The organism is Aphanizomenon flos-aquae FACHB-1287 (genome assembly GCF_014698755.1).
GTDB lineage: Bacteria > Cyanobacteriota > Cyanobacteriia > Cyanobacteriales > Nostocaceae > Dolichospermum > Dolichospermum flosaquae.
In genome coordinates this window covers 34,648-54,775 of the sequence record NZ_JACJTO010000030.1, presented here as the reverse complement: position 1 = coordinate 54,775, position 20,128 = coordinate 34,648, and the positions used below count along the sequence as shown (strand labels likewise).

Sequence of the window (20,128 nt, the reverse complement as noted above, 5' to 3'; positions counted from 1 at the left end):
AAATCAGTTATGTTCATTGGATGGAAGATATTATGAAATGTTGACATTTTTACCCTTGATAATACTAGTATACTTAAATATGTAAAGTTTTGTAACGACATTCAACATTTCTGATCAAAATACGACAATTATTATTAATCAAGATCAATACTATATTTCTGCAACAGAATATTTAGAAGATGAGAAATCTAGCAAAATTAAACATAAATACAGCACTTATTGATGTTATGAGGTATATATATAGCGGGCAAGATGCCCGCACCACAGGAGTTTCATGATTGAACTTTGTACCTCCTTAGAGCAGAAAATGATGTATATAGCATAACATCAGGAAAAACTATAGTTTTCTGCGTCTATAGGACAAACATAAAAGCACAAATAAAAAATAAATTGTTACCTTGATCTTAATATCATAGTGACTTGTGATCCCCGGGATCAAGAATTTGAATATTTTAAAAAATGCCCTCCAAAAATACGGACATAAATTAAAATTACTATAGAAATATCCAAATAAATTCCGTATTTTATCCTGATTAAAAACCAGATTTTCACATCCTACTATCTGCGCTTAGATCACCTCTACCTAAGCTAAATTCATAGCTTTAACTAGCAATACATAAAATCTCAAATTCTTGGAAAGTTGACATTGCTAATAATTCGTTTTCTCAGTTCATCAGCCATCAATATCAACGGTGGACAAAGCAATAAAATTAGTAAATATGATGGTTTTAAAGCTGCGGTAGAAAAGATTTTTTGCAGAGTAGGAGAATAAATAATAGAGAGAATTAAAAACCATTCCACAGCAATTCCTGCCCAAATCAAACGGTTAGTAAAAAAGCCCAAACGCAAAATAGAAAACCGTTCCGAACGACAGGCAAAAACATTACCATCTTGACAAGCCACAATTACGGCTAAAGTCATTGTTGTTGCTTGATAATAAATCGCCATTGTGGTAGCATTAGCCGAGTGCGATAAAATACTGGCACTAAGTGCCTGTAATTGGGTAATATTATAACCATTTGTCCACCAAACAAAGAAAAATCCCCCCATACCTGCCAAACCTTCCAGCAGTCCTAAAAAGCAGTAAGCACGTAACAATAAAGGTAAATCTAAGAGTGGTTGGGATTTCTTCCGGGGTGGTAACTCCATTGAACCAGCTTCCGGTTTTTCTGCCCCTAAAGCCAATGCTGGCAGCATATCTGAACCTAAGTCAATGGCTAATATCTGCAAAATCACCAAAGCTGGAGGTATTTTCAAAAACACCATTGCCAAAAAAGGCAAAAACTCCGCCATATTAGAAGCGAGAATATAAGTCATGAATTTGCGGATGTTTTGATACACCGACCGACCTTGTTCAACGGCAGCAACAATAGTAGCAAAATTATCATCTATGAGAACAATATCCGCAGCTTCACGGGCAACATCAGTACCGCTAATTCCCATGGCAATGCCGATATTAGCAGCGCGTAAGGCGGGGGCATCGTTGACACCATCACCAGTAACAGCGACGACATGACCAAGGGTTTTATATGCTTCTACTAATCTGAGTTTCTGTTCCGGCATTACCCTGGCAAATACTAACCCAGTTTTGTGTTTGTGGAGGATTTGCCGCAATTGGGTATCAGAAAGATGTCCCAATTGTTCACCGGTGATGATTCTGGGTTTACCGTTGGCTAAACCAATACGTTGTGCAATTGCTGCCGCTGTCAAGCCATAATCACCCGTAATCATCGTCACTTGAATTCCGGCACGATGACAAAGAGCGATCGCATCAGCAACTTCTGGCCGGGCTGGATCAATCATCGCCACCAAGCCCAAAAAAGTCAAATCCTGTTCTAACTTATCATCCAGGTCATTTAATTCCGCCCCACCGTGCCTAGTAGCCACCCCCAAAACACGATAACCTTGACTTGCTAATTGATCATTAGCCGCGACAACTTCCTCCCGCTGGGTTGAAGACAATTCCAGCCTTTCCCCTGAATGCCATAAATACCGCGAATGTTGCAATACATCTAAAGTTGACCCCTTGGTAAAAATCAAATACTGGGAATTTTCGGTATCATCTAACTGCAAATTTCCCTGTAATAAAACCGTCATCATTCGTCGGTGGGAATCAAAGGGAATTTCCCGAACCCTTGGGGCTTGGTATTGCAACTCCTCCAACTTCAACCCCGCCTTAATAGCAGCCACCAATAACGCCCCTTCCGTAGGATCACCCAATACTTGCCATTGATGAGAATTAGGGGGATGATTTAACCGGGCATTAGAACAAAGTGCCGCACCAGCCAACATTAACCGCACCTCATTTCTCCGCGTCCTCTGTGCCTCCGTGGTTCGTAACTCCTCCGTAAGAATTTCCACCTCTCCCTTAGGTTCATAACCCACCCCAGTGACGTTAATATTAGTATTGGGAATCCACAATTGGCGGACAGTCATTTCATTTTTAGTCAAAGTCCCCGTTTTATCAGTGCAAATTACAGTAACTGCACTCAGAGTTTCTACCGCCGACAAACGCCGCACCAAAGCATTTTGTTTAGCCATGCGTTTGACACCAATAGCTAAGGCTAAACTGACAGTAGGTAATAAACCTTCGGGAACAAAAGCCACAATAATACCAATGGCAAAAATGAAACTTTCTTTGAGTTGCATTCCTACCAGCAACTTAGTTAATAAAAATATCACCACCCCCATACTCAAAGCAATGATGGTAATGATGTGAACTACTCTGGAAATTTGCACTTCTAAAGTGCTGGCTTCGCGCTTGACATTGGCTGTAAGATGGGCGACTTGACCAAATTCCGTATGTGTGCCTGTGGCATAAACAACCGCCAAACCCCGACCGGCGGCCACGGTAGAACCGGCAAATACTAAGTTACTAGCTTCTGAAGCATGGATATTGGCTGCGGTAACAGGTTCACTAATGCGGGGAACGGGCAAAGATTCCCCTGTGAGTACGGAAACATCTACATATAAAGATTGACTTTGAATAATTCTGGCATCAGCGGAGATTTTATCACCTTCTTCTAACTGCATGACATCGCCGCTAACTAACTCACGGGCAGCAATTATAGATAATTTTCCATCACGATAAACTTTAGCTTGGGAAGGTAAGATTTTTTTCAAGGCTGATAAGGCTTTTTCGGCTTGATATTCCTGCCAAAAACTAAAGATAGCATTAATCCAAATTACTGCCCAAATTGCCCAACCTAATTCTGGTGTTTGGGAAATAAAAGCTAATATTCCCGCTACCCACAACAGCAAGGCCATAAAATGGGTTAATTGGTCGGTAAAACGCAGAATTAAAGGGCGTGTTTGGGGTTCGGGTAGTTCGTTATAACCAGATTGTTTTAATCTTAAATTGGCTTCGGCCTCGCTGATACCTTGAGGAGTTGTTGTTAGTGTTTTGTAGACATCTGTAGGTGTCAGCGTCCAAATATGAAAGTTGGAATTCATACTTTTAGTATCAATCGGGCTTCGATATTTTAGATGCTGAGTCTATACCTTTTCATCTGTCTGAGGTGTGGGGTGGGTTTTTTGGGGTGGTTAGATGGTAAAATGAGTCACTATAAAAATAATTATCTTTATATATTTCTGAACCGATGATAATTTGGCGACCAGGGCAACCAATCAACAAAGGTAAATATATCATTCAAGGCAAACCCTTGGGTATCGGTGGTTTTGGTATTACCTACAAAGCTTTAGAACCCAAGACGGGTAAATTATACGCCGTTAAAACGCTCAATCAGGAAATGCAATTGCGAGACGACTTTGCAGCCCAACAAGTTAAGTTTATTAACGAAGCTTTAAAAATAGCAAGTTTTGATCATAAACACATTGTCAAAGTCCATGAAGTTATCGAAGAAGTAGAAGTAATTGAGGAAGAGAAATTTAGATTGGTTGGCGTGGTGATGGAATATATTGATGGGGTAACTTTATTTAAGTATGTCCAGAATAAAGGACAACTTTCCGAAAGTGAAGCACTACTATATATAAATCAAATTAGTCAGGCTTTAGAATATATTCACGCCAAAGGAAGTTTACACCGCGACATTAAACCCGAAAATATTCTCTTACGCCAAAATGAACAAAATCAACAAGAAGCGGTTTTAATTGATTTTGGTTCAACTCGCAGTATGGCTAACACAAGCATGACTAAATCATTCACAGATGGTTATGCACCTATTGAACAATATCGGGATAAAGGCAATTTTGGAGATCATACCGATGTTTACTCTTTAGCTGCAACCTTATATTATCTTCTCACTGCTGATGGACTGAAACAAGACTCAAAATCTACTCCAGCACCCGCATACGAACGTCAACAATTTGACCTTTTAGCAAAACCAAAATTTTATAATCAAAGTCTTAGTCAGAGGGTGAATGATGCTATTTTGCAGGGTATGGAATTAGAACCGGAAAACCGGACTCAGACAGTATTGAAGTTTCGGGAAAATTTGGGTTTAGTTAATATTGAAAAAGAGCAAGAAATACAATTAAAATCATCCGTAGGAATGGAATACAATAACCTGCGTGATTTACTCAAAGCAGAGAAATGGGAAGAAGCAGATGAAGAAACAACACGGGTAATGTTAGCAGTTGCGAATGGTAAACATTTATCAAAACAAGAATTACGTTCAGCAGGTGCAACTTCTAAATTTGCTAATTTAGTAAGAATAATTTCAAGCGAAATAAGATCAGACGCATCAGCTTCAGATATTGTTCTTCTTAATGAGATGAAAAAAATTAGTATTACTAATAAAGAACTGGAATATGGTATTAAAGTTGATGATATTTTTTGGGTAAAAAACAAAATTTTAACAAAAGAAATGCTGAGAGAGTCAAGAGATGAACAAATTGTTTCTGATATTATTGCATATATGTTGTTACCTGAGACACCTGGAAGTAGCGCATCTATCTCAGATGAATATTATGGCTTTAAAAATGGTAAAAATCAGGAAAAAATAGAAACTGCATTAGTGTCGAAGCAACCTGAATCTATTAAAAAAGAATTTATGATTATATATAATCATATTCGTGAGATATTACAAGAATCAAAAAGAAATTTTAGTGAATTAATTACTTTAAACAATTTGAAATATATGCCTCGTCCTTTTCAAGTAATATTTTTCAGTTTTTACGATTTGGTCTTTAGGGAGAAAATGGAAATAGCTAATTATGATGGATTAATAAAATCTTTAAAAAATATTAATAAAGATATAGATATTACTAGTGGACAAACATGGAGTTATCAAAATAAAAGACGTAACATTAACAAGGTTAAAGGAATTATTAGAGAGTTCTTTAAAATAAGAAATAATAACGATCCTGCTAAAGATTCATGGTTAACAGAGTTTGAAACTCTACTAACTCAATCAAACACAGAACAAACTTTATATGATTTTAAACAAGGTTTTACAAAACTAGATGGAAGAGGACAATTTGATCAAGAAAGTTTTAGTAAAATAATTCTAACTTTAACTGCTATGGCAAATCATTCACCTGGTGCAACTGGTTATGTTTGTGTTGGAGTAGCAGATAATGATGATACAGCAAAAAGAATAAAAAAATTATATAATATTGAACCAATGAAGTATAAAAATTTTAAAATAACAGGAATAGAACACGAAGCAAAGAGATTACAGGGAAATATTGATAATTTTTATCGCTGGATAATTCAACAAATTAAATCAGAACCTATTTCTCAAACAGTTAAAGATACTATAGGTAGAGAGATTAAAATAATTGATTATTACGATAAAAGTGTACTGATCTTTTGTTTAAAAGCTGGAGAAAACCCCACATCATACGATGAAAAATTTTATCAACGTAGTGGTGCAAATATTGAATACATTACAGTTGAAGAATATCCAGAGCTTTTCAAACGGTTTTCTAAATAAATGTAAAAATTTGGAGATTTTGTATTTTCCGAATGAATTATTATCTAAAAAATATTTTCCCCACCCCTTGACAAAAATCTAACTTCCTGATGCTTGTTATAGAACTCTGTGCGGTCATTCATACTCAACTTTTCTCACCATAATGATATTGTTTAAAAAATACAGCAATTTACGGTGTAATAAGGTACACTATTGGCGGGCAAGATGCCCACCCCACAAGAGTTTTATGATTATGATTTGTACCTCATAGCAATGAAATATGCTGTATCAAGAATAATTGAACGCAGATAAACGCAGATAAACGCAGATAAACACAGATAAAGATAGACAATCAAAAATCAAAACATGATACTTTCAAATAACATCCTGTAAATCCTAAAATCCTGGACATCCTGATATGGCTAACGCCACGCTTCGCTATCAGACAAATTAAAATATTAGTACAGCACAAATAAAATCAACATCCCGTAAATCCTAAAATCCTGATTCTGACAAAAAATGCTATATCTCCAAGTAGAAAATATTACTAAACGATGAAACACCCAAAACTAGAAGAAATTATGCATGAATTGTGTAATAACTTGCTTGAAACATACCAAGATCAACTAATTGCAGTGATTCTTTTTGGTTCTCAAGCGCGTGGTGATGCTACTCCTGATTCAGATTTTGATGTATTAGTTATACTGAAGGATTTAGTGCAAGCAACCAAAGAAATTGAAAAAATTGGCTTTTTTCTTAGTCCCCTTTGTTTAAAATATAGTGTAGTAATTTCTAACCTGTTTTACTCCCTCAGTCGTTTTGAAAAAGAACAAACAATGCTAATCCAAAATATCAAAAAAGAAGGTATTTATTTTTATGAACAAAGAACAAGAGTTTCTAGTGCAAAAAGCTCAAGATAGCCTGCGTGCGGCTAAAATTTTAGCTGGTGAAAATCTACCTGATTTTGCTGCTTCTCGTGCTTATTATGCCATGTTTTATATAGCTGAAGCATTCCTAGTAGGTGAAAATCTCAGTTTTAGCAAACACTCTGCTGTAATTAGTAAATTTGGCGAACTTTTTGCCAGAACTAGTAAAATTGATCCCAAATTTCACCGTTATCTAATTGATGCAGAACAGATACGTTTAAAGGGAGATTATGATCGTTCTGAACGTTTAACTGCTGAAGATGCAAAACTACTGATTGAAAGATCCGAAGAGTTTCTAGAATTAGTAGACTATCTATAATCTCGCTAATTCAAATAAATCAATAGTTAAATAAATAATGCTAATGTAACAGTAATACCAAGAATAATTGTAGCTTGCTTCCCGAAGGGTACGCAGATAAACGCGGATAAACACAGATAAAGATGAATAATCAAAAATCAAAACAAGATATTGTTAAAAAACATCCTGTAAATCCTCAAATCCTGGACATCCTGATTCTGACAAATTACAAGATAAGTACATCATTTTAATAACTGATATTTTTTCTCTGTGTCCTCATCGCTTTTCATAAACCCATACATAAGTTGACTTTTAATCTTTAAACAAGATGAGAAATCCCTCTTGTGTAAAATGTTTATCATGGGTTAAAATATCTATGATATTGAGATTTTTCATTGTTATCATAGAAATACAGTCTGTTAAACTATATTCTTTATCAAATCTTTGTTGAAATAACTCTAAACCAGCTATAAATGATTCATGGGTTTGAGGTATTACTTGAATATTATGATCTTGAATAATTTGAACTACTAGCTGATAAACTGCTCTCATTGGTGCGGGAAAGGAAGCAAAAAAATTTATGGTTTCTGTTAAAACTTCCTCTGTTGTAATAATTTCAATATTTTCAAGATTAACGCTATAGCTTTTTACACGCTGATACCATGAATCACTTTTATTAATTAACGCTATCCAATAAAACGTATCTGCAAAAACTCTTTTCATTATTTATTGTCTATTATTGTATGAATTTTTGTTGATAAATATAGTAATCATGTTTTTCTGCTCCATCACTAGGAAGTGTTTCTAAGACTTCTTCAGGAATGTCTTTAATAATATCATCAGCTACTTCCCAAATAGGTTTATATTCATTTGGGTTCGCGTTGGTTTTTTCTTTGATAGCACGAATAAAATTAAGTATTTGGGTTAGTTCAACTTCTGGTATTTGCTGTAGTTCTTGTATAATTAATTCTTTGGTTTGCATAAGATGATGGTATTTTAATGGATGTCTAATACGATTTTAGCAAAAGTTTGGCAAAAAGTATAAACAAAAGGCAAGCTAGAAAAAAGAAACTATTGGGGAAATCTGTTTTTTACCCTGCCTAGCGAATCCTGATTCAGACAAAATATGATTTTAAGGAATTTTACATTTTTAGACTTGACAAGACGCAAAATTTCTACTATACTTGTGTTATGAGTGGAAATCTGTCCGCGCATATATGGTAAAATTTCGTGTTATTAAAAAAGACCATTATTGAGTAGTTTCAGTTAATTTTGCGGCTAAAATATGCTAATTTTTAGGTACTATGATTTAGATATTTATTTCCAGTAGTCGTTTATGCCCAAGCACGACCCCGCAAAATTAAAAAAAGTCGCTATTAGTCTTCCTTTCGGTATTGGTTCTGCGGAATGGGAAGCCGATACAACGGAACGTAAAGCCGCTTGGTCTTTGTATGTGGAATTGGTAACACGCATTGCTGTCCAGTCCTTAGAAGAGGATCAGGGATTAGTCCGGGAAGCATTGAACTCATTGTATAGTTTATTCGGAACTACCCGCGAAGTTCTTAAAGCCGCTGGACCTGATGTGGGTGCTTCTAAGAACTCGGTCGGGGGAATTGCTATTGCGGTGTTGAATAATGGGTTAAGACCGTTTTTGGCTAAATGGCATCCTGTGTTACAGGCTTGGGAAGCAAGACGACCTGTGGGGGTGAGTCCTAAAGAACATGAGGTAAGTTGGACAGAAGAAGCAACGTTGCGAAGTGAGTTAGCTGCGTTGCGAGGTGGTTTGGAAGAGTATGCGAAGGCTTTGGCTGTTATTTCAGGTGTAGAGGAGTAGAATGGCAAAAAATGTTTTCCTCTGCCACAATAGCGAGGACAAGCCAGAGGTAGAAAAGATTAGAACAGAGCTATTACAGAGAGAAATAGATGCCTGGCTAGATAAGTATGACTTTGAGCCGTTTCGTCTTTGGCAAGACCAACTTGAGGAAATTATTGGTCAAATTGAAGCTGCGGCTATATTTGTTGGTTCTTCTGATGTGGGACCTTGGGCTAATATTGAAATGAGGGAGTTTCTGGTTGAGTTTGTCGAACGAAAGCTACGAATGGGCTTAGTTATCCTCCCAAGTTGCAAATACACACTTAGCGAACTGAAAACACAAACCCCAAGATTTTTGAGAAGCTTTCATTGGGTTGATTTTCGTCAACAAGACCCTGACCCAATGAAGCAGTTAATTTGGGGTATTACTGGAATAAAGCCAGAGTCGCAACCGTCACAACCCGTTGTTCAGACTCAACAGCCATTAGAACTTTTAAACTCACATCTTGCAAAAATTTCAGCAACTCAGGCTGTAGATATTATTCAGCCACTTACTAAGCCATTAGAACTTTTAAGCTCACATCTTGCAAAAATTTCAGCAAGTCAGGCTGTAGATATTATTCAGCCACTTACTAATATTCAGCCACCCACTCAGATAGACGACCTACGCTCAGAAAAAGGCATAGACTACAGCAAACTACGCGATTTACTAGCAGCACAGAACTGGGAAGAAGCAGATAAAGAAACTTACGAAGTTATGATTAAAGCTGTGGGTAAAAAGTCAGGTAACTACTTTAACTTTACAATTGATGAACTATTAAATTTTCCATGCCAAGACCTTCGCACAATTGACCAATTGTGGGTAAATTACAGTAACGGAAGATTTGGCTTCAGCGTCCAAAAGGAAATTTATTTGAGTGTCGGTGGTGAGTTTAGTAGCGATGAATATGATTTTTTAGCCTGGAATATGTTTGTTCAGGATGTGGGATGGTATGATGTTCATAAAAATCAGATACCAAGAGGACACTTACCCTTTAGTATCTATGGAAGGGTATTTTTTTTAGGGGATTTTCAGAGTCGCGTTGTTCGCATATTTTCTCTTGTATCGAGACTTGTAAACTGTAACATCTAAAGCTTTTAGAAAATTATTAAGTCTGAATCAGGATATCCAGGATTAAAGGATGTACAGGATGGTAATTTTTAGATGGTTTATAATCATTTAAATAAAATTATCAAAAAACATCCTGAAAATACCCAACATCCTCACAAACAATCATTCAATCACATCCTGAAAATCCTCAAATCCTGGACATCCTGATTCAGACAAATAAAATACCCAACATCCTCACAAACAATCATTCAATCACATCCTGCAAATCCTTAAATCCTGGACATCCTGATTCAGACAATTGATTATGATGCTTCACTGGTAAAAGCCACCTTTTATGTACTTAATGATTGATATTATCTTGCGATTTCTGCTGTTTTGTAATTTTTTCCATTTGTTTTAAAAACCGTTTCACTTTACGCTTTGATAGTAAAGGTTTTGGTATTACATCAGGTATTTTATAATCAATTCGTGCATTATTGTACCATTGATTCACTAAATCAACAATATTATTTATTGATTCATTGGTTAATTTTCTAAATTCTGGACTTCCATTACGTTTTAATTTGTTACCGTTTTCGTTATCAATAATTGGTTCGAGAATCCATTTGTAATACCCATTATCATTATCCAGAGTAAAGAAAAATAGACATATTGGAAAATTACACTTTGTAAATCGTGATTGCAGAACATTTATATCTGCTCCTTCTATATTGAAAATATCCTCATTTTGAATTATCTTAGGTGTAGATTTTACAGCTTTTATTTCCACACCAAAAAGCCTATTAATATCCTCACCATTTTTGCTAATGGAAACTAGAACATCTAAATCATAATCTTTTGTATCTCTATAAACAATCAAATCATCACGTTCAGTTAAAGATACTATTGCTAAAGCTTTTGAACGTAAACCAATATACCAAGGTTGTTCTATTTGCATTGTTTCATCTCCATTTGAACTTGGAACTTAAATTTTTTTGTTTATTCTGTGTATAAGGTTTCCAGAAATCATTGACTTCATTCCAAAGGATTTCTCTATTTTGTTTATTAATAGGAAATTCAGTAGATAGGCTTGAGAGAGATTTTAAATTTTCTCCATTAGCAGAAACTATATAACCTGTTCCTTGAATGTCATCAATTCCAACTATATAAGTTGGTGCTAGATAAGATGCTATACCAATTATAGATTCCTTTTCTACTTTCACCTTCAGACGTTTATCTTTTTTAGTATAACCTTGCCTAGTAGTTTTAACTTGTACAAAAAAATAAGGAATATAAGAACCAGCACCTACTAACTCAACAATAAAATCAACATACTGCCATTTCTCTCCTAAAAACTGCGGTTTGAAAATTGGACCATCATCAGAATGAAATTCTGTTATTAAAACGTCAAATAGCGATTCACCTCTTCGTCCTAGTGCATCCCTCATTTTCTTATATATACCCCTATCATAATTCAAGTTATAATTTTCTTCACACAATATAGGGTAGGCAATTTTGCCCACCCCATACAAATTTTACACAGTTATGAAAAACTAACCTAAATTAATTCCCTTCCCGCAACTTATCCAAAACACTGCGATCTTCCAAAGTCGAAGTATCCCCCGATATTTCCTGTCCTGATGCCAAATTCCGCAACAAACGCCGCATAATCTTACCAGAACGGGTTTTCGGCAAAGCATCAGTAAACCTGATTTCACCAGGACGGGCGATCGCTCCAATCTCATTCACAACGTGCTTTTTCAGTTCCTTACTCAACTCCTCACTGGCTTGATAAGTCCCCTCCAAAGTCACAAAAGCTACAACCTCCTCACCCTTCAATTCATCCGGTTTACCCACTACAGCAGCCTCAGCCACCGCTGGATGAGACACTAGGGCAGATTCTACCTCCATCGTTCCTAAACGGTGTCCAGAGACATTCAGGACATCATCCACGCGCCCCATGACCCAGAAATAGCCGTCCTCATCCTTTCTTGCACCATCGCCAGCAAAGTACGTATATTTACCATTTGTGGGCGGAATATGTTCCCAATAGGTACGACGGAAGCGATCAGGATCACCGTACACCGTCCGCATCATTCCCGGCCAAGGATGACGAATTGCTAAATAACCACCTTCGTTATCAGGGACATTGTTTCCATCTAAATCCACAACATCCGCAATAATACCAGGAAAAGGTAGAGTCGCTGAACCTGGTTTAGTAGCAATTGCCCCAGGTAAGGGTGTAATCATAATTCCACCGGTTTCCGTTTGCCACCAGGTATCAACTATTGGGCAACGTTTACCACCGATAATTTTTTGATACCACATCCAAGCTTCGGGGTTAATGGGTTCACCCACACTTCCCAGTAATCGCAGAGAAGAAAGATTACGAGATTTAGGATGGTGTTCACCCATTTTGATAAAGGCGCGAATCGCTGTTGGTGCAGTATAAAAAATATTAACACCGTATTTCTCAATTACATCCCAGAAGCAACCAGGATTAGAAGCACGGGGCGCGCCTTCATACATGAGAGTCGTTGCACCGTTGGAAAGGGGTCCATAAACTATATAGCTATGTCCCGTAATCCAACCGACATCGGCAGTACACCAATATACATCTGTATCCTGAAGATCAAAAATCCATTTGGTAGTGATATGACTGTATAAGTTATAACCTCCTGTGGTGTGAACTACTCCTTTCGGTTTGCCTGTACTACCGGAAGTGTAGAGAACAAACAGCATATCTTCGCTGTCCATTGGTTCTGGAGGACAATCCGCAGAAACGCCTTTTTGTAAATCGTGCCACCAATGATCACGACCGGCTACCATTTGTATTATTTGATTTGTGCGTTTGACAACTAGCACATCTGTAATACTGGGAACTGCATTGTTTTCTAAAGCTTTATCTACCTGTTCTTTAAGGGGTACAATTGCATCCTTACGCCAACCACCATCCGCTGTGATTACTATCTTTGCTTCTGCATCATTCAAGCGATCGCGTAAGGCTTCAGCACTAAAACCACCAAAGACAACGCTATGAGGTGCGCCAATTCTAGCACAGGCTAACATAGCTATTGCGGCTTCGGGAATCATCGGCATATAAATACCAATGCGATCGCCCTTTTTCGCGCCTAATTGTTTTAGTACATTGGCAAATTGACAAACTTCTCGATGTAATTGCGAGTATGTAAGAGTGCGAGAATCTCCCGGTTCTCCTTCCCAAATCAACGCAGCTTTATTTTTACGCCAAGTGGTAAGATGTCTATCAAGACAGTTATAAGAAATGTTAATCTTACCATTAACAAACCATTTGGCAAAAGGTGGTTGCCAATCTAGCACAGTATCCCACTTTTGAACCCAGTGTAACTCACTTTCAGCCAATTCTGCCCAAAATTGCTGAGGATCGGCTTTGGCTTTGTCGTAAAGACGCTGATAATCTGCTAAACTCTTGATATGGGCATTTTGCGAAAAATCACTGGTAGGCGGAAATAGCCGCTTTTCCTGTAAAATAGATTCTATGGTTGGTTGAGACATGATAATGGATGCAAATGATAGGATGACTGAAAACTGTTTTTAACGAAGTTGTAGCAAACAATATTTAGATTTTCATGAAGTTGACCCCATGTAAAGATTATTTACTGATTTGCTCGTCTGTTCCTACTTTAGTACGACAATGAATCAATGCCAAATTGTTCAGTACCATAATAAGGTAAAATAATGATCATGTTGTTAACAAACTCATTTACCGATTTAGTAGGATATCACTCTTTTGATGCTGTGTTAGTGTTTTACAATAGGGTATAGTTTGCAAGCTAAAGAAATTAAGGATAAACTAAATTTATTAATTGAGCAAGCCTCTGACATAGATCCGAATCTCACAAGAAAATTAAGGGAGATAAACCGTTGGATTAAATATATCAAGCTTGGTTCGCTGATGTCTAAACCTATCGTTGTCGCTTTTTTATTAGAAGTAATTACCGATTCTCAGGTTTGGTTGGCAATTAGATCTTTATCTTCGGAAGAAGAGCAAAAATTACAGTTTGAGAAAATGACTGCCAATGAAAAATATTGGTATGGTTATCTATTTCCTAAATGGATAAATGCCACAGATACCAAATTTCATATTTGGAAGAAAAAAATGATGGCCGGGGAATTTAATCAGACTGATAGTGATATTATTAAGTATATAGCGCAGGATGTTGTTGATAGAAAAGGAGATTTTTGGCGACGTTATATAGCTGACCTTTCTATGGCAACAGACCTAATTGTTAGTAGTCATCAAAATAAACCTCTCTGTATTCAAGTTACAAGTGTTAGCGAGGAATTTCATGGCCAAAAATATCAAAAGTGGGAAAATGCACTGCAATTGTGGAAAATAGAAAGGGGATTATTCTTAAGTTACAATCCTCAAGAAAATGATTTTGTTCATCAATTAGTCAATGTTGCACTGTATAATAGTGATCATCTTGCAGACGGTAAATATATAAATTTTTCCTGATTGCTAAATCCTAAAATCGAACTCTGTATCTTACCCAACATCATTAATCCGCCAAAAACACCATTTATGGTTAATCAACAACAGACCAATAATAGCGCTCAACTCGAAAACCTGACAGAAGCGTTAGCAGCAGCCCGGAATATGCAGCAAGATTGGCTAAATTATGGGCTAAATTTTGTTCATATTTACGTAGAAGATGTGGAGAGTGACTGGTTAGAAACTTGGGGAGATGATGAAATATCTAATCCTTTATTTAATGTTATTAAGGATTTTTTAGTTAGTGATGATCATGTAGCAACGAAAATTAGAAAGTATGTGGGGGACATATCGTTATTTGATTTAGCGGTGGATTTAGAAGAGTGTTTAAGAATTACTCAGGACAGTGATAAAATATCTGCGGTGAAGGATGTATTAGCAAATGATATTGATATTGATGATCTGCAATTATTGGATTTAGCACATCATTTTGTAGATAAATGTGTTCACGAAAATTAAAAGCCTAAAATATCCCTCTTCTATAACTTTCCGGGTCTATCAGAGAATCAAAAAATCAAACTCTACAAGTGCAAATTCTCAAACATTTTATCGCTAACTTAGATTGGTCAGTAAATAAATTAAAGAGCCGAAGATTAAATAAATGAAGTACACACTAATCTGTTCCCTATTCCCTAAAACTAAAAAAATTTTTTCCTCACAACCACGGGAACTACTATAGAATCAAGAAAGTATTGGTTAGCGTAGTGATAGATAAAATACAAGATAGGAAAATCGGATAATTTAGTTTATTCACTACTTGCTTTATTCTAAAACTAACGGAAGAGGGGTATAATGTCTATCACCTATGCTCCCTACAAGTAATATCTAACAGTTGTGACAATGCGACTTTTGTTAGCTCGTAAAGCATTCTTCAAAAACAAAGTTGTTTGATTATGTAAAATACTATCCCACCAATTCCGAGGCACAAAAACGGGAATAATGATAGTTGTGAAAACATCTGGGTGAGATTTTTGGAACTGACCAACAAAATCAACAATTGGGTCAATTACAGAACGATAAGGAGATTCGATAATTTCCAAGGGAATATCCGATTCTAGATTCTGCCATTTTCTTTGCAGTTCTTCCCGGTCTGTAGAACCAATATCTACATGAATAGCAACAATTTCATCAGCAATGGTACGTGCATAGTCTAAAGCTTCTACCGTTCCTCGGTTTAGTTGTCCTACCACTACCACAGCAGGGTGAGTGATAACTGCTGGTTTGGGAACGGAGATATAACTCCGAGGGGCTAAATCATGGATACTTAGACGTTGACTTACATATTGATAATGTTGATGAATAGCTGCAAATAAAGTCACTACTAAGGGAATTGCTACAACTACTAACCAAGCCCCTAATAGGAACTTAGTACAAATGATTACTATTAATACCACTAAAGTAGCAAATGCGCCTAAACCATTCATTAGGGCACTTGCACGCCAATTCTCGGTTTTTTCGTGAAACCAGCGACGTACCATACCCGCTTGGGAAAGGGTAAAGGAAGTAAAGACACCAACTGCGTACAGAGGAATAATGGCGTTAACTTGACCTTTGAAAATAATTGCTAAAATGCCCGCACAGGTACTCAGAAGGATAATACCATTAGAATAGACCAAGCGATCGCCCAAAAGGGACAATTGGCGAGGTAAAAACCCATCTCGTGCTAAAAAATAACACAGTCTAGGAAAATCCGCATAACTGGTATTAGCAGCTAACATTAAAACCAACAGGGTAACAATTTGCAGGAAATAGTAAATAGGTCCTGTTCCCACAATGACTCTACCCAAAAGGGAAACTACAGTTTGTCCTTCTTCGGGAACAACATGATAAATATTTGCTAAGTAAGTAATACCTACAAACATGAATCCCAAGATTACTCCCAAATACAACAAAGTGAGACGAGCATTTTTCCATTCTGGGGCTTTAAAAGCTAATACCCCATCAGATATTGCTTCTACTCCTGTTAATGCTGTACATCCAGCCGAAAAAGCCCGTAAAATGAAGAATACACTAATGCCTTCCGTCGCAGGAAGAGAAGGATATTCTGTAATCACTTGTCCAGTGCTATATTTAAACAAGCCAACGCCAATTAACAGAAAAATACTCACAATAAAGGCAAAGGTAGGAACCATAAATATCTGTCCCGACTCCTTAACACCCCTGAGATTTGCCAGCATTAACAAGAAAATAAAAATCAAACACAGGAGAACTGTGTGAGATTTAAGTACAGGAATTGCTGATGTTAACGCGGCTGTACCAGCAGATATACTGACGGTTACAGTTAAAATATAGTCAATCATCAGCGAACCACCAGCCACCAGCCCTGGATAAAGACCCAGGTTTTCCCTCGCAACAATGTAAGAACCACCACCTTGTGGATAAGCGCGAATGGTTTGTCGATAGGAAAGAACAACTATACCTAAAAGGCCAATAATTGCTATAGCAATAGGTAAAGACAAGCCAAGAGCACCACTTCCTGCTGCGACTAAAACTAGTAAGATCTCTTCTGTTGCATAAGCCACGGAGGAAAGAGCATCTGAGGAAAGTACCGCTAAAGCTGCGGCATTACTCAATCGTTCTTCACTATGGGCACTGGTTGGCAGAGATTTACCGAGAAAAAATTGCTTAATCTGAGGGTAGAAGAACATAGAACGTCCATCTGACAAATGTGTTTATTCTTACTCAGTTGAGAATTAACTTTAATCTGAGCTTATAGAATATAGTAATTCTGACAGATTTGTTACCAATTAAATGTTAAATTTTAGCCTAAAATTTTTCTGACAAAAATAAGCTCCCTCAATTTATCTTTAATGGAGATAGCAATATTAAAGACGCTAAAATTCTTTGTTTAACGAGTCCACTTAGCTTAGATCCCTTGCGGTATTTTCCCAAGCGTTAACTTTCCTTCTACTCTAAGGTAATCAATGGCTATACTTAACAAATAACCGCATAATTCATCATTTGTTCAATTATTAATTCATTTCATCAAGACACCATGACGAGCGAACTGGAGCGATACTACAGAATCTTAGAATTAGAGCTAGGGGCTACACTCGAAGAGATCAACCAGGCCTATAAAGATTTAGTGTTTGTTTGGCATCCAGACCGTCTCCCTAAAGATAACCTGCGCTTACAACACAAAGCACAGGAAAAGCTGAAATCCTTTAATGAAGCTCGTGATCAGTTACGCTCTTTACGAGATAGACAGCCACCTTCCTCCTATTCTCCACCACCTCCAGCCCCTAAACCATCATCTACTTATGCCTACTCACCACAAAAGCCAAATTCAGATTTAAGTGGTAAAGATTTTAGCCACGCTAATTTAAGTAATCGTGACCTATCAGGTAGGAATTTGAGTTATGCGAACTTAAGCGGCTCTAACCTTAGTGATGCTTTTATGCACAAGGTGATTCTTAGGGGTGCAGACCTGTCAGAAGCTAATTTATTCAGAGCTAATTTACTTTTAGCAGATTTAAGAGATGCTAATTTACGCTCATCCAATTTGATTGGTGCGGATTTTAGCGGTGCTGACTTGCGGGGGGCTGATTTGACAGGAGCGAGAATTCGTTCAGGCGATCGCCTACTGGTAAAATTGATTGGTGCTAAATTAGCGGGAGCGATCATGCCAGATGGTATAATTCACACTTAATAATCATATCACGGGCAAAAAGTATATCGTTTCCCAGTCTAATCAAATACACACTAATTTATTCTCTGTTCCCTGTTCCCTGTTCCCTGCTCTGATTATTGATTGGTAATTGTTAAAAATAATTTATTTTAGTTCTATTAATCATCATGAAAATTGCAATTATTGGCTGTGGTTATGTAGGTTATGCAGTTAGCAAATATTGGCAGTCAAATAGTAATTTGATCCTAACTGTAACTACAACTAATCCCCAACGTGTCCCTAGTTTAGAAACAGTAGCGCAAAAGGTTGTAGTCACTTTAGGCAATGATCTAGAAAATTTGCAAACTGTATTAAAAGATCAGCAAGTTGTTTTGTTAAGTGTAGGGGCAAAAACCGCTGATTCTTACGAAGAAACCTATGTAAATACTGCCAAAACTTTAGTTTCTCTTTTACCCAAATTTCTGAATATTCAACAAGTTATATATACAGGTAGTTATTCAATTTATGGGGATAGAAATGGTATCTGGGTAGACGAAGAAAGCCCACCAGCACCAGCTAATCGCAATTCTCAACTACTGCGAAAAACAGAGGATATATTATTATCAGCAAATAACGAGAATACTCGCATTTGTATTTTACGTTTAGGGGGTATTTATGGAGCGGGTAGAGATCTGGAAAAAATATTTGGTAGAATCGCAGGAACAACCCGTCCCGGCAATGGAGAAGATATTACCAATTGGATTCACCTTGATGATATTGTTGGGGCAATAGAATTTGCCCGTAAGCATCGCTTAGAAGGTATTTATAATCTTGTAAATGATAGTCATTTGACAAATAAAGAATTAATTGATAATGTGATGACAAAAAATAATTTACCTAATGTTATTTGGGATGCAGATAGTAAAAGTATACGCCCATATAATGCCTGGGTATCCAATCAAAAGCTTAAAGATGCTGGATATCAATTCATTCATCCACAAATAATTTTTTAGTCACTATGCAAAATTCTCATCATTTCACAGCATCTCCAACCCAGTATTATACCTGGCAAAACTACAGTTGTGCCTATGAAATTCATCAACCTGTTAATTCTCCAGCAACTGGTATTCCCCTACTGTTAATTCATCCCATAGGAGTAGGATTATCACGGCAATTTTGGCAAAGATTTTGCAGAGAATGGTATGATAAAAAACACCAAAATCCTATTTATAACCCCGACTTATTGGGATGTGGTGAAAGTGATATGCCAGTTTTAGCCCATACACCAATTAACTGGGCAAAACAGTTACAATGGTTTTTGAAAAACGTCGTTAAACAACCGGTTATTATAGTAGTACAAGGAGCTTTGTTGCCAGTTGCGATTGAATTAGTAAAACTCGAACCAGACTTAATTTCCGGGTTAGTATTTTCTGATCCTACATCTTGGCCTGTAATTACTAAAAATGTCCCTAAATGGCAACAAAACCTACTTTGGAGTATTTTTATATCTCCCATAGGTAATGCATTTTTTCGCTATGCCCGTACCCGCAAATTTTTGTATTCTTTCTCATCTGAAAAATTGTTTGCTGTTCAGGAAAATGTTGATGATGAATGGTTAAATACTCTTATGGCAAACGCTAAAAATATGAATGGACGTTATGCGGTATTCGCCTTTTTAGCGAGATTTTGGCAAAGAGATTACAGCGGTGATATTGCCTCAATTCCTCACCAAACATTATTAATTGTGGGAGAACAAGCTCGTGGTATTAGTAAAGAAAGTAAACAAGAAAAAATTGATGAACGATTAGCATATTATCTAAATTGCTTACCTCAAGGTCAGGGAGTCAAAATCATTGGCAAAAATGTCATGCCCTATGAATATACTCAAGCATTTGTTGAAGCAGTTTCACCATTTATCACTGCTATTTCCGATAACTAAGAGAAGTTTTTTGTTGCCATTGCTATTAAAAATTTCCGGTTAAAA

The 20,128-nt window shown here is 36.8% G+C and carries 17 protein-coding genes; 10 read left to right on the top strand and 7 right to left on the bottom strand.

Going from position 1 to position 20,128, the window contains the following annotated elements; genetic code table 11:
- Nucleotides 1-624: 624 nt before the first annotated feature.
- A complete protein-coding gene (locus H6G44_RS14470) occupies nucleotides 625-3,453 on the bottom strand; it encodes a cation-translocating P-type ATPase (protein ID WP_190387211.1) in 2,829 nt (942 codons plus the stop codon).
- A gap of 209 nt (nucleotides 3,454-3,662) precedes the next feature.
- Between H6G44_RS14470 and H6G44_RS14465 the strand changes: the two genes are divergently transcribed.
- The 3 genes from H6G44_RS14465 to H6G44_RS14455 all read left to right on the top strand — a co-directional run bounded on the left by H6G44_RS14465 (nucleotide 3,663) and on the right by H6G44_RS14455 (nucleotide 7,121).
- Nucleotides 3,663-5,897, top strand: coding sequence for a protein kinase domain-containing protein (locus H6G44_RS14465; protein WP_242031746.1), 2,235 nt, complete (start codon nucleotides 3,663-3,665; stop codon nucleotides 5,895-5,897).
- A gap of 533 nt (nucleotides 5,898-6,430) precedes the next feature.
- On the top strand, nucleotides 6,431-6,796 hold the full coding sequence (locus tag H6G44_RS14460) for a nucleotidyltransferase domain-containing protein (RefSeq protein WP_190387209.1): 366 nt from the start codon (nucleotides 6,431-6,433) through the stop codon (nucleotides 6,794-6,796).
- Nucleotides 6,753-7,121 (top strand): HEPN domain-containing protein, encoded by a 369-nt coding sequence (locus H6G44_RS14455; RefSeq protein ID WP_190387208.1) that lies wholly within the window; start codon nucleotides 6,753-6,755, stop codon nucleotides 7,119-7,121. Before H6G44_RS14460 ends, H6G44_RS14455 begins: the two co-directional genes overlap by 44 nt.
- Before the next feature lie 291 nt (nucleotides 7,122-7,412).
- Here H6G44_RS14455 and H6G44_RS14450 read toward each other — a convergent pair whose 3' ends face one another.
- Both H6G44_RS14450 and H6G44_RS14445 read right to left on the bottom strand, forming a co-directional pair.
- Complete coding sequence (locus H6G44_RS14450; RefSeq protein WP_190387207.1) at nucleotides 7,413-7,823, bottom strand: type II toxin-antitoxin system VapC family toxin; 411 nt, start codon at nucleotides 7,821-7,823, stop codon at nucleotides 7,413-7,415.
- Nucleotides 7,824-7,836: 13 nt separating this feature from the next.
- Complete coding sequence (locus H6G44_RS14445) at nucleotides 7,837-8,082, bottom strand: hypothetical protein (RefSeq protein WP_190387206.1); 246 nt, start codon at nucleotides 8,080-8,082, stop codon at nucleotides 7,837-7,839.
- A gap of 354 nt (nucleotides 8,083-8,436) precedes the next feature.
- Between H6G44_RS14445 and H6G44_RS14440 the strand changes: the two genes are divergently transcribed.
- Together H6G44_RS14440 and H6G44_RS14435 are read left to right on the top strand one after the other, a co-directional pair.
- Nucleotides 8,437-8,934, top strand: coding sequence for a hypothetical protein (locus H6G44_RS14440; protein WP_190387205.1), 498 nt, complete (start codon nucleotides 8,437-8,439; stop codon nucleotides 8,932-8,934).
- 1 nt (nucleotide 8,935) lies between these two features.
- Nucleotides 8,936-10,045 carry a GUN4 domain-containing protein gene (locus H6G44_RS14435; RefSeq protein WP_242031745.1) on the top strand — a complete coding sequence of 370 codons (1,110 nt, stop codon included), beginning with the start codon at nucleotides 8,936-8,938 and terminating at the stop codon, nucleotides 10,043-10,045.
- A 319-nt stretch (nucleotides 10,046-10,364) separates the two neighbouring features.
- Here the strand turns inward: H6G44_RS14435 and H6G44_RS14430 are convergent, their stop codons facing one another.
- Genes H6G44_RS14430 through acs form a run of 3 tightly spaced genes read right to left on the bottom strand, consistent with a single transcriptional unit; the run spans nucleotide 10,365 to nucleotide 13,537 of the window.
- Nucleotides 10,365-10,961: a DUF4365 domain-containing protein gene (locus H6G44_RS14430; protein ID WP_190387204.1), complete on the bottom strand. Its 597-nt coding sequence runs from the start codon at nucleotides 10,959-10,961 to the stop codon at nucleotides 10,365-10,367.
- A gap of 4 nt (nucleotides 10,962-10,965) precedes the next feature.
- On the bottom strand, nucleotides 10,966-11,526 hold the full coding sequence (locus H6G44_RS14425; protein ID WP_311138772.1) for a DUF4365 domain-containing protein: 561 nt from the start codon (nucleotides 11,524-11,526) through the stop codon (nucleotides 10,966-10,968).
- A gap of 40 nt (nucleotides 11,527-11,566) precedes the next feature.
- Nucleotides 11,567-13,537, bottom strand: a complete 1,971-nt coding sequence (acs, locus tag H6G44_RS14420) for an acetate--CoA ligase (protein WP_190387203.1) — start codon at nucleotides 13,535-13,537, stop codon at nucleotides 11,567-11,569.
- 271 nt (nucleotides 13,538-13,808) lie between these two features.
- Here acs and H6G44_RS14415 point away from each other — a divergent pair, with 271 nt between their 5' ends.
- Nucleotides 13,809-14,501 carry a hypothetical protein gene (locus H6G44_RS14415; protein ID WP_190387202.1) on the top strand — a complete coding sequence of 231 codons (693 nt, stop codon included), beginning with the start codon at nucleotides 13,809-13,811 and terminating at the stop codon, nucleotides 14,499-14,501.
- A 66-nt stretch (nucleotides 14,502-14,567) separates the two neighbouring features.
- Nucleotides 14,568-14,996, top strand: coding sequence for a hypothetical protein (locus H6G44_RS14410; protein WP_190387201.1), 429 nt, complete (start codon nucleotides 14,568-14,570; stop codon nucleotides 14,994-14,996).
- Nucleotides 14,997-15,349: 353 nt separating this feature from the next.
- Here H6G44_RS14410 and H6G44_RS14405 read toward each other — a convergent pair whose 3' ends face one another.
- The gene (locus H6G44_RS14405) at nucleotides 15,350-17,185 is read right to left on the bottom strand and encodes an APC family permease (protein WP_190387200.1); all 1,836 of its coding nucleotides are present in this window, start codon (nucleotides 17,183-17,185) and stop codon (nucleotides 15,350-15,352) included.
- Nucleotides 17,186-17,532: 347 nt separating this feature from the next.
- On the opposite strand from H6G44_RS14405, the gene H6G44_RS14400 reads away from it, so the two are divergent.
- The 3 genes from H6G44_RS14400 (at nucleotide 17,533) to H6G44_RS14390 (ending at nucleotide 20,083) form a co-directional block, all read left to right on the top strand.
- Nucleotides 17,533-18,186, top strand: coding sequence for a pentapeptide repeat-containing protein (locus tag H6G44_RS14400; RefSeq protein ID WP_190387199.1), 654 nt, complete (start codon nucleotides 17,533-17,535; stop codon nucleotides 18,184-18,186).
- A gap of 146 nt (nucleotides 18,187-18,332) precedes the next feature.
- Complete coding sequence (locus H6G44_RS14395; protein ID WP_190387198.1) at nucleotides 18,333-19,157, top strand: NAD-dependent epimerase/dehydratase family protein; 825 nt, start codon at nucleotides 18,333-18,335, stop codon at nucleotides 19,155-19,157.
- 5 nt (nucleotides 19,158-19,162) lie between these two features.
- Entirely contained in the window at nucleotides 19,163-20,083 is a 921-nt protein-coding gene (locus H6G44_RS14390) for an alpha/beta fold hydrolase (protein ID WP_190387197.1), read from the top strand.
- The last annotated feature ends 45 nt before the right edge of the window (nucleotides 20,084-20,128 follow it).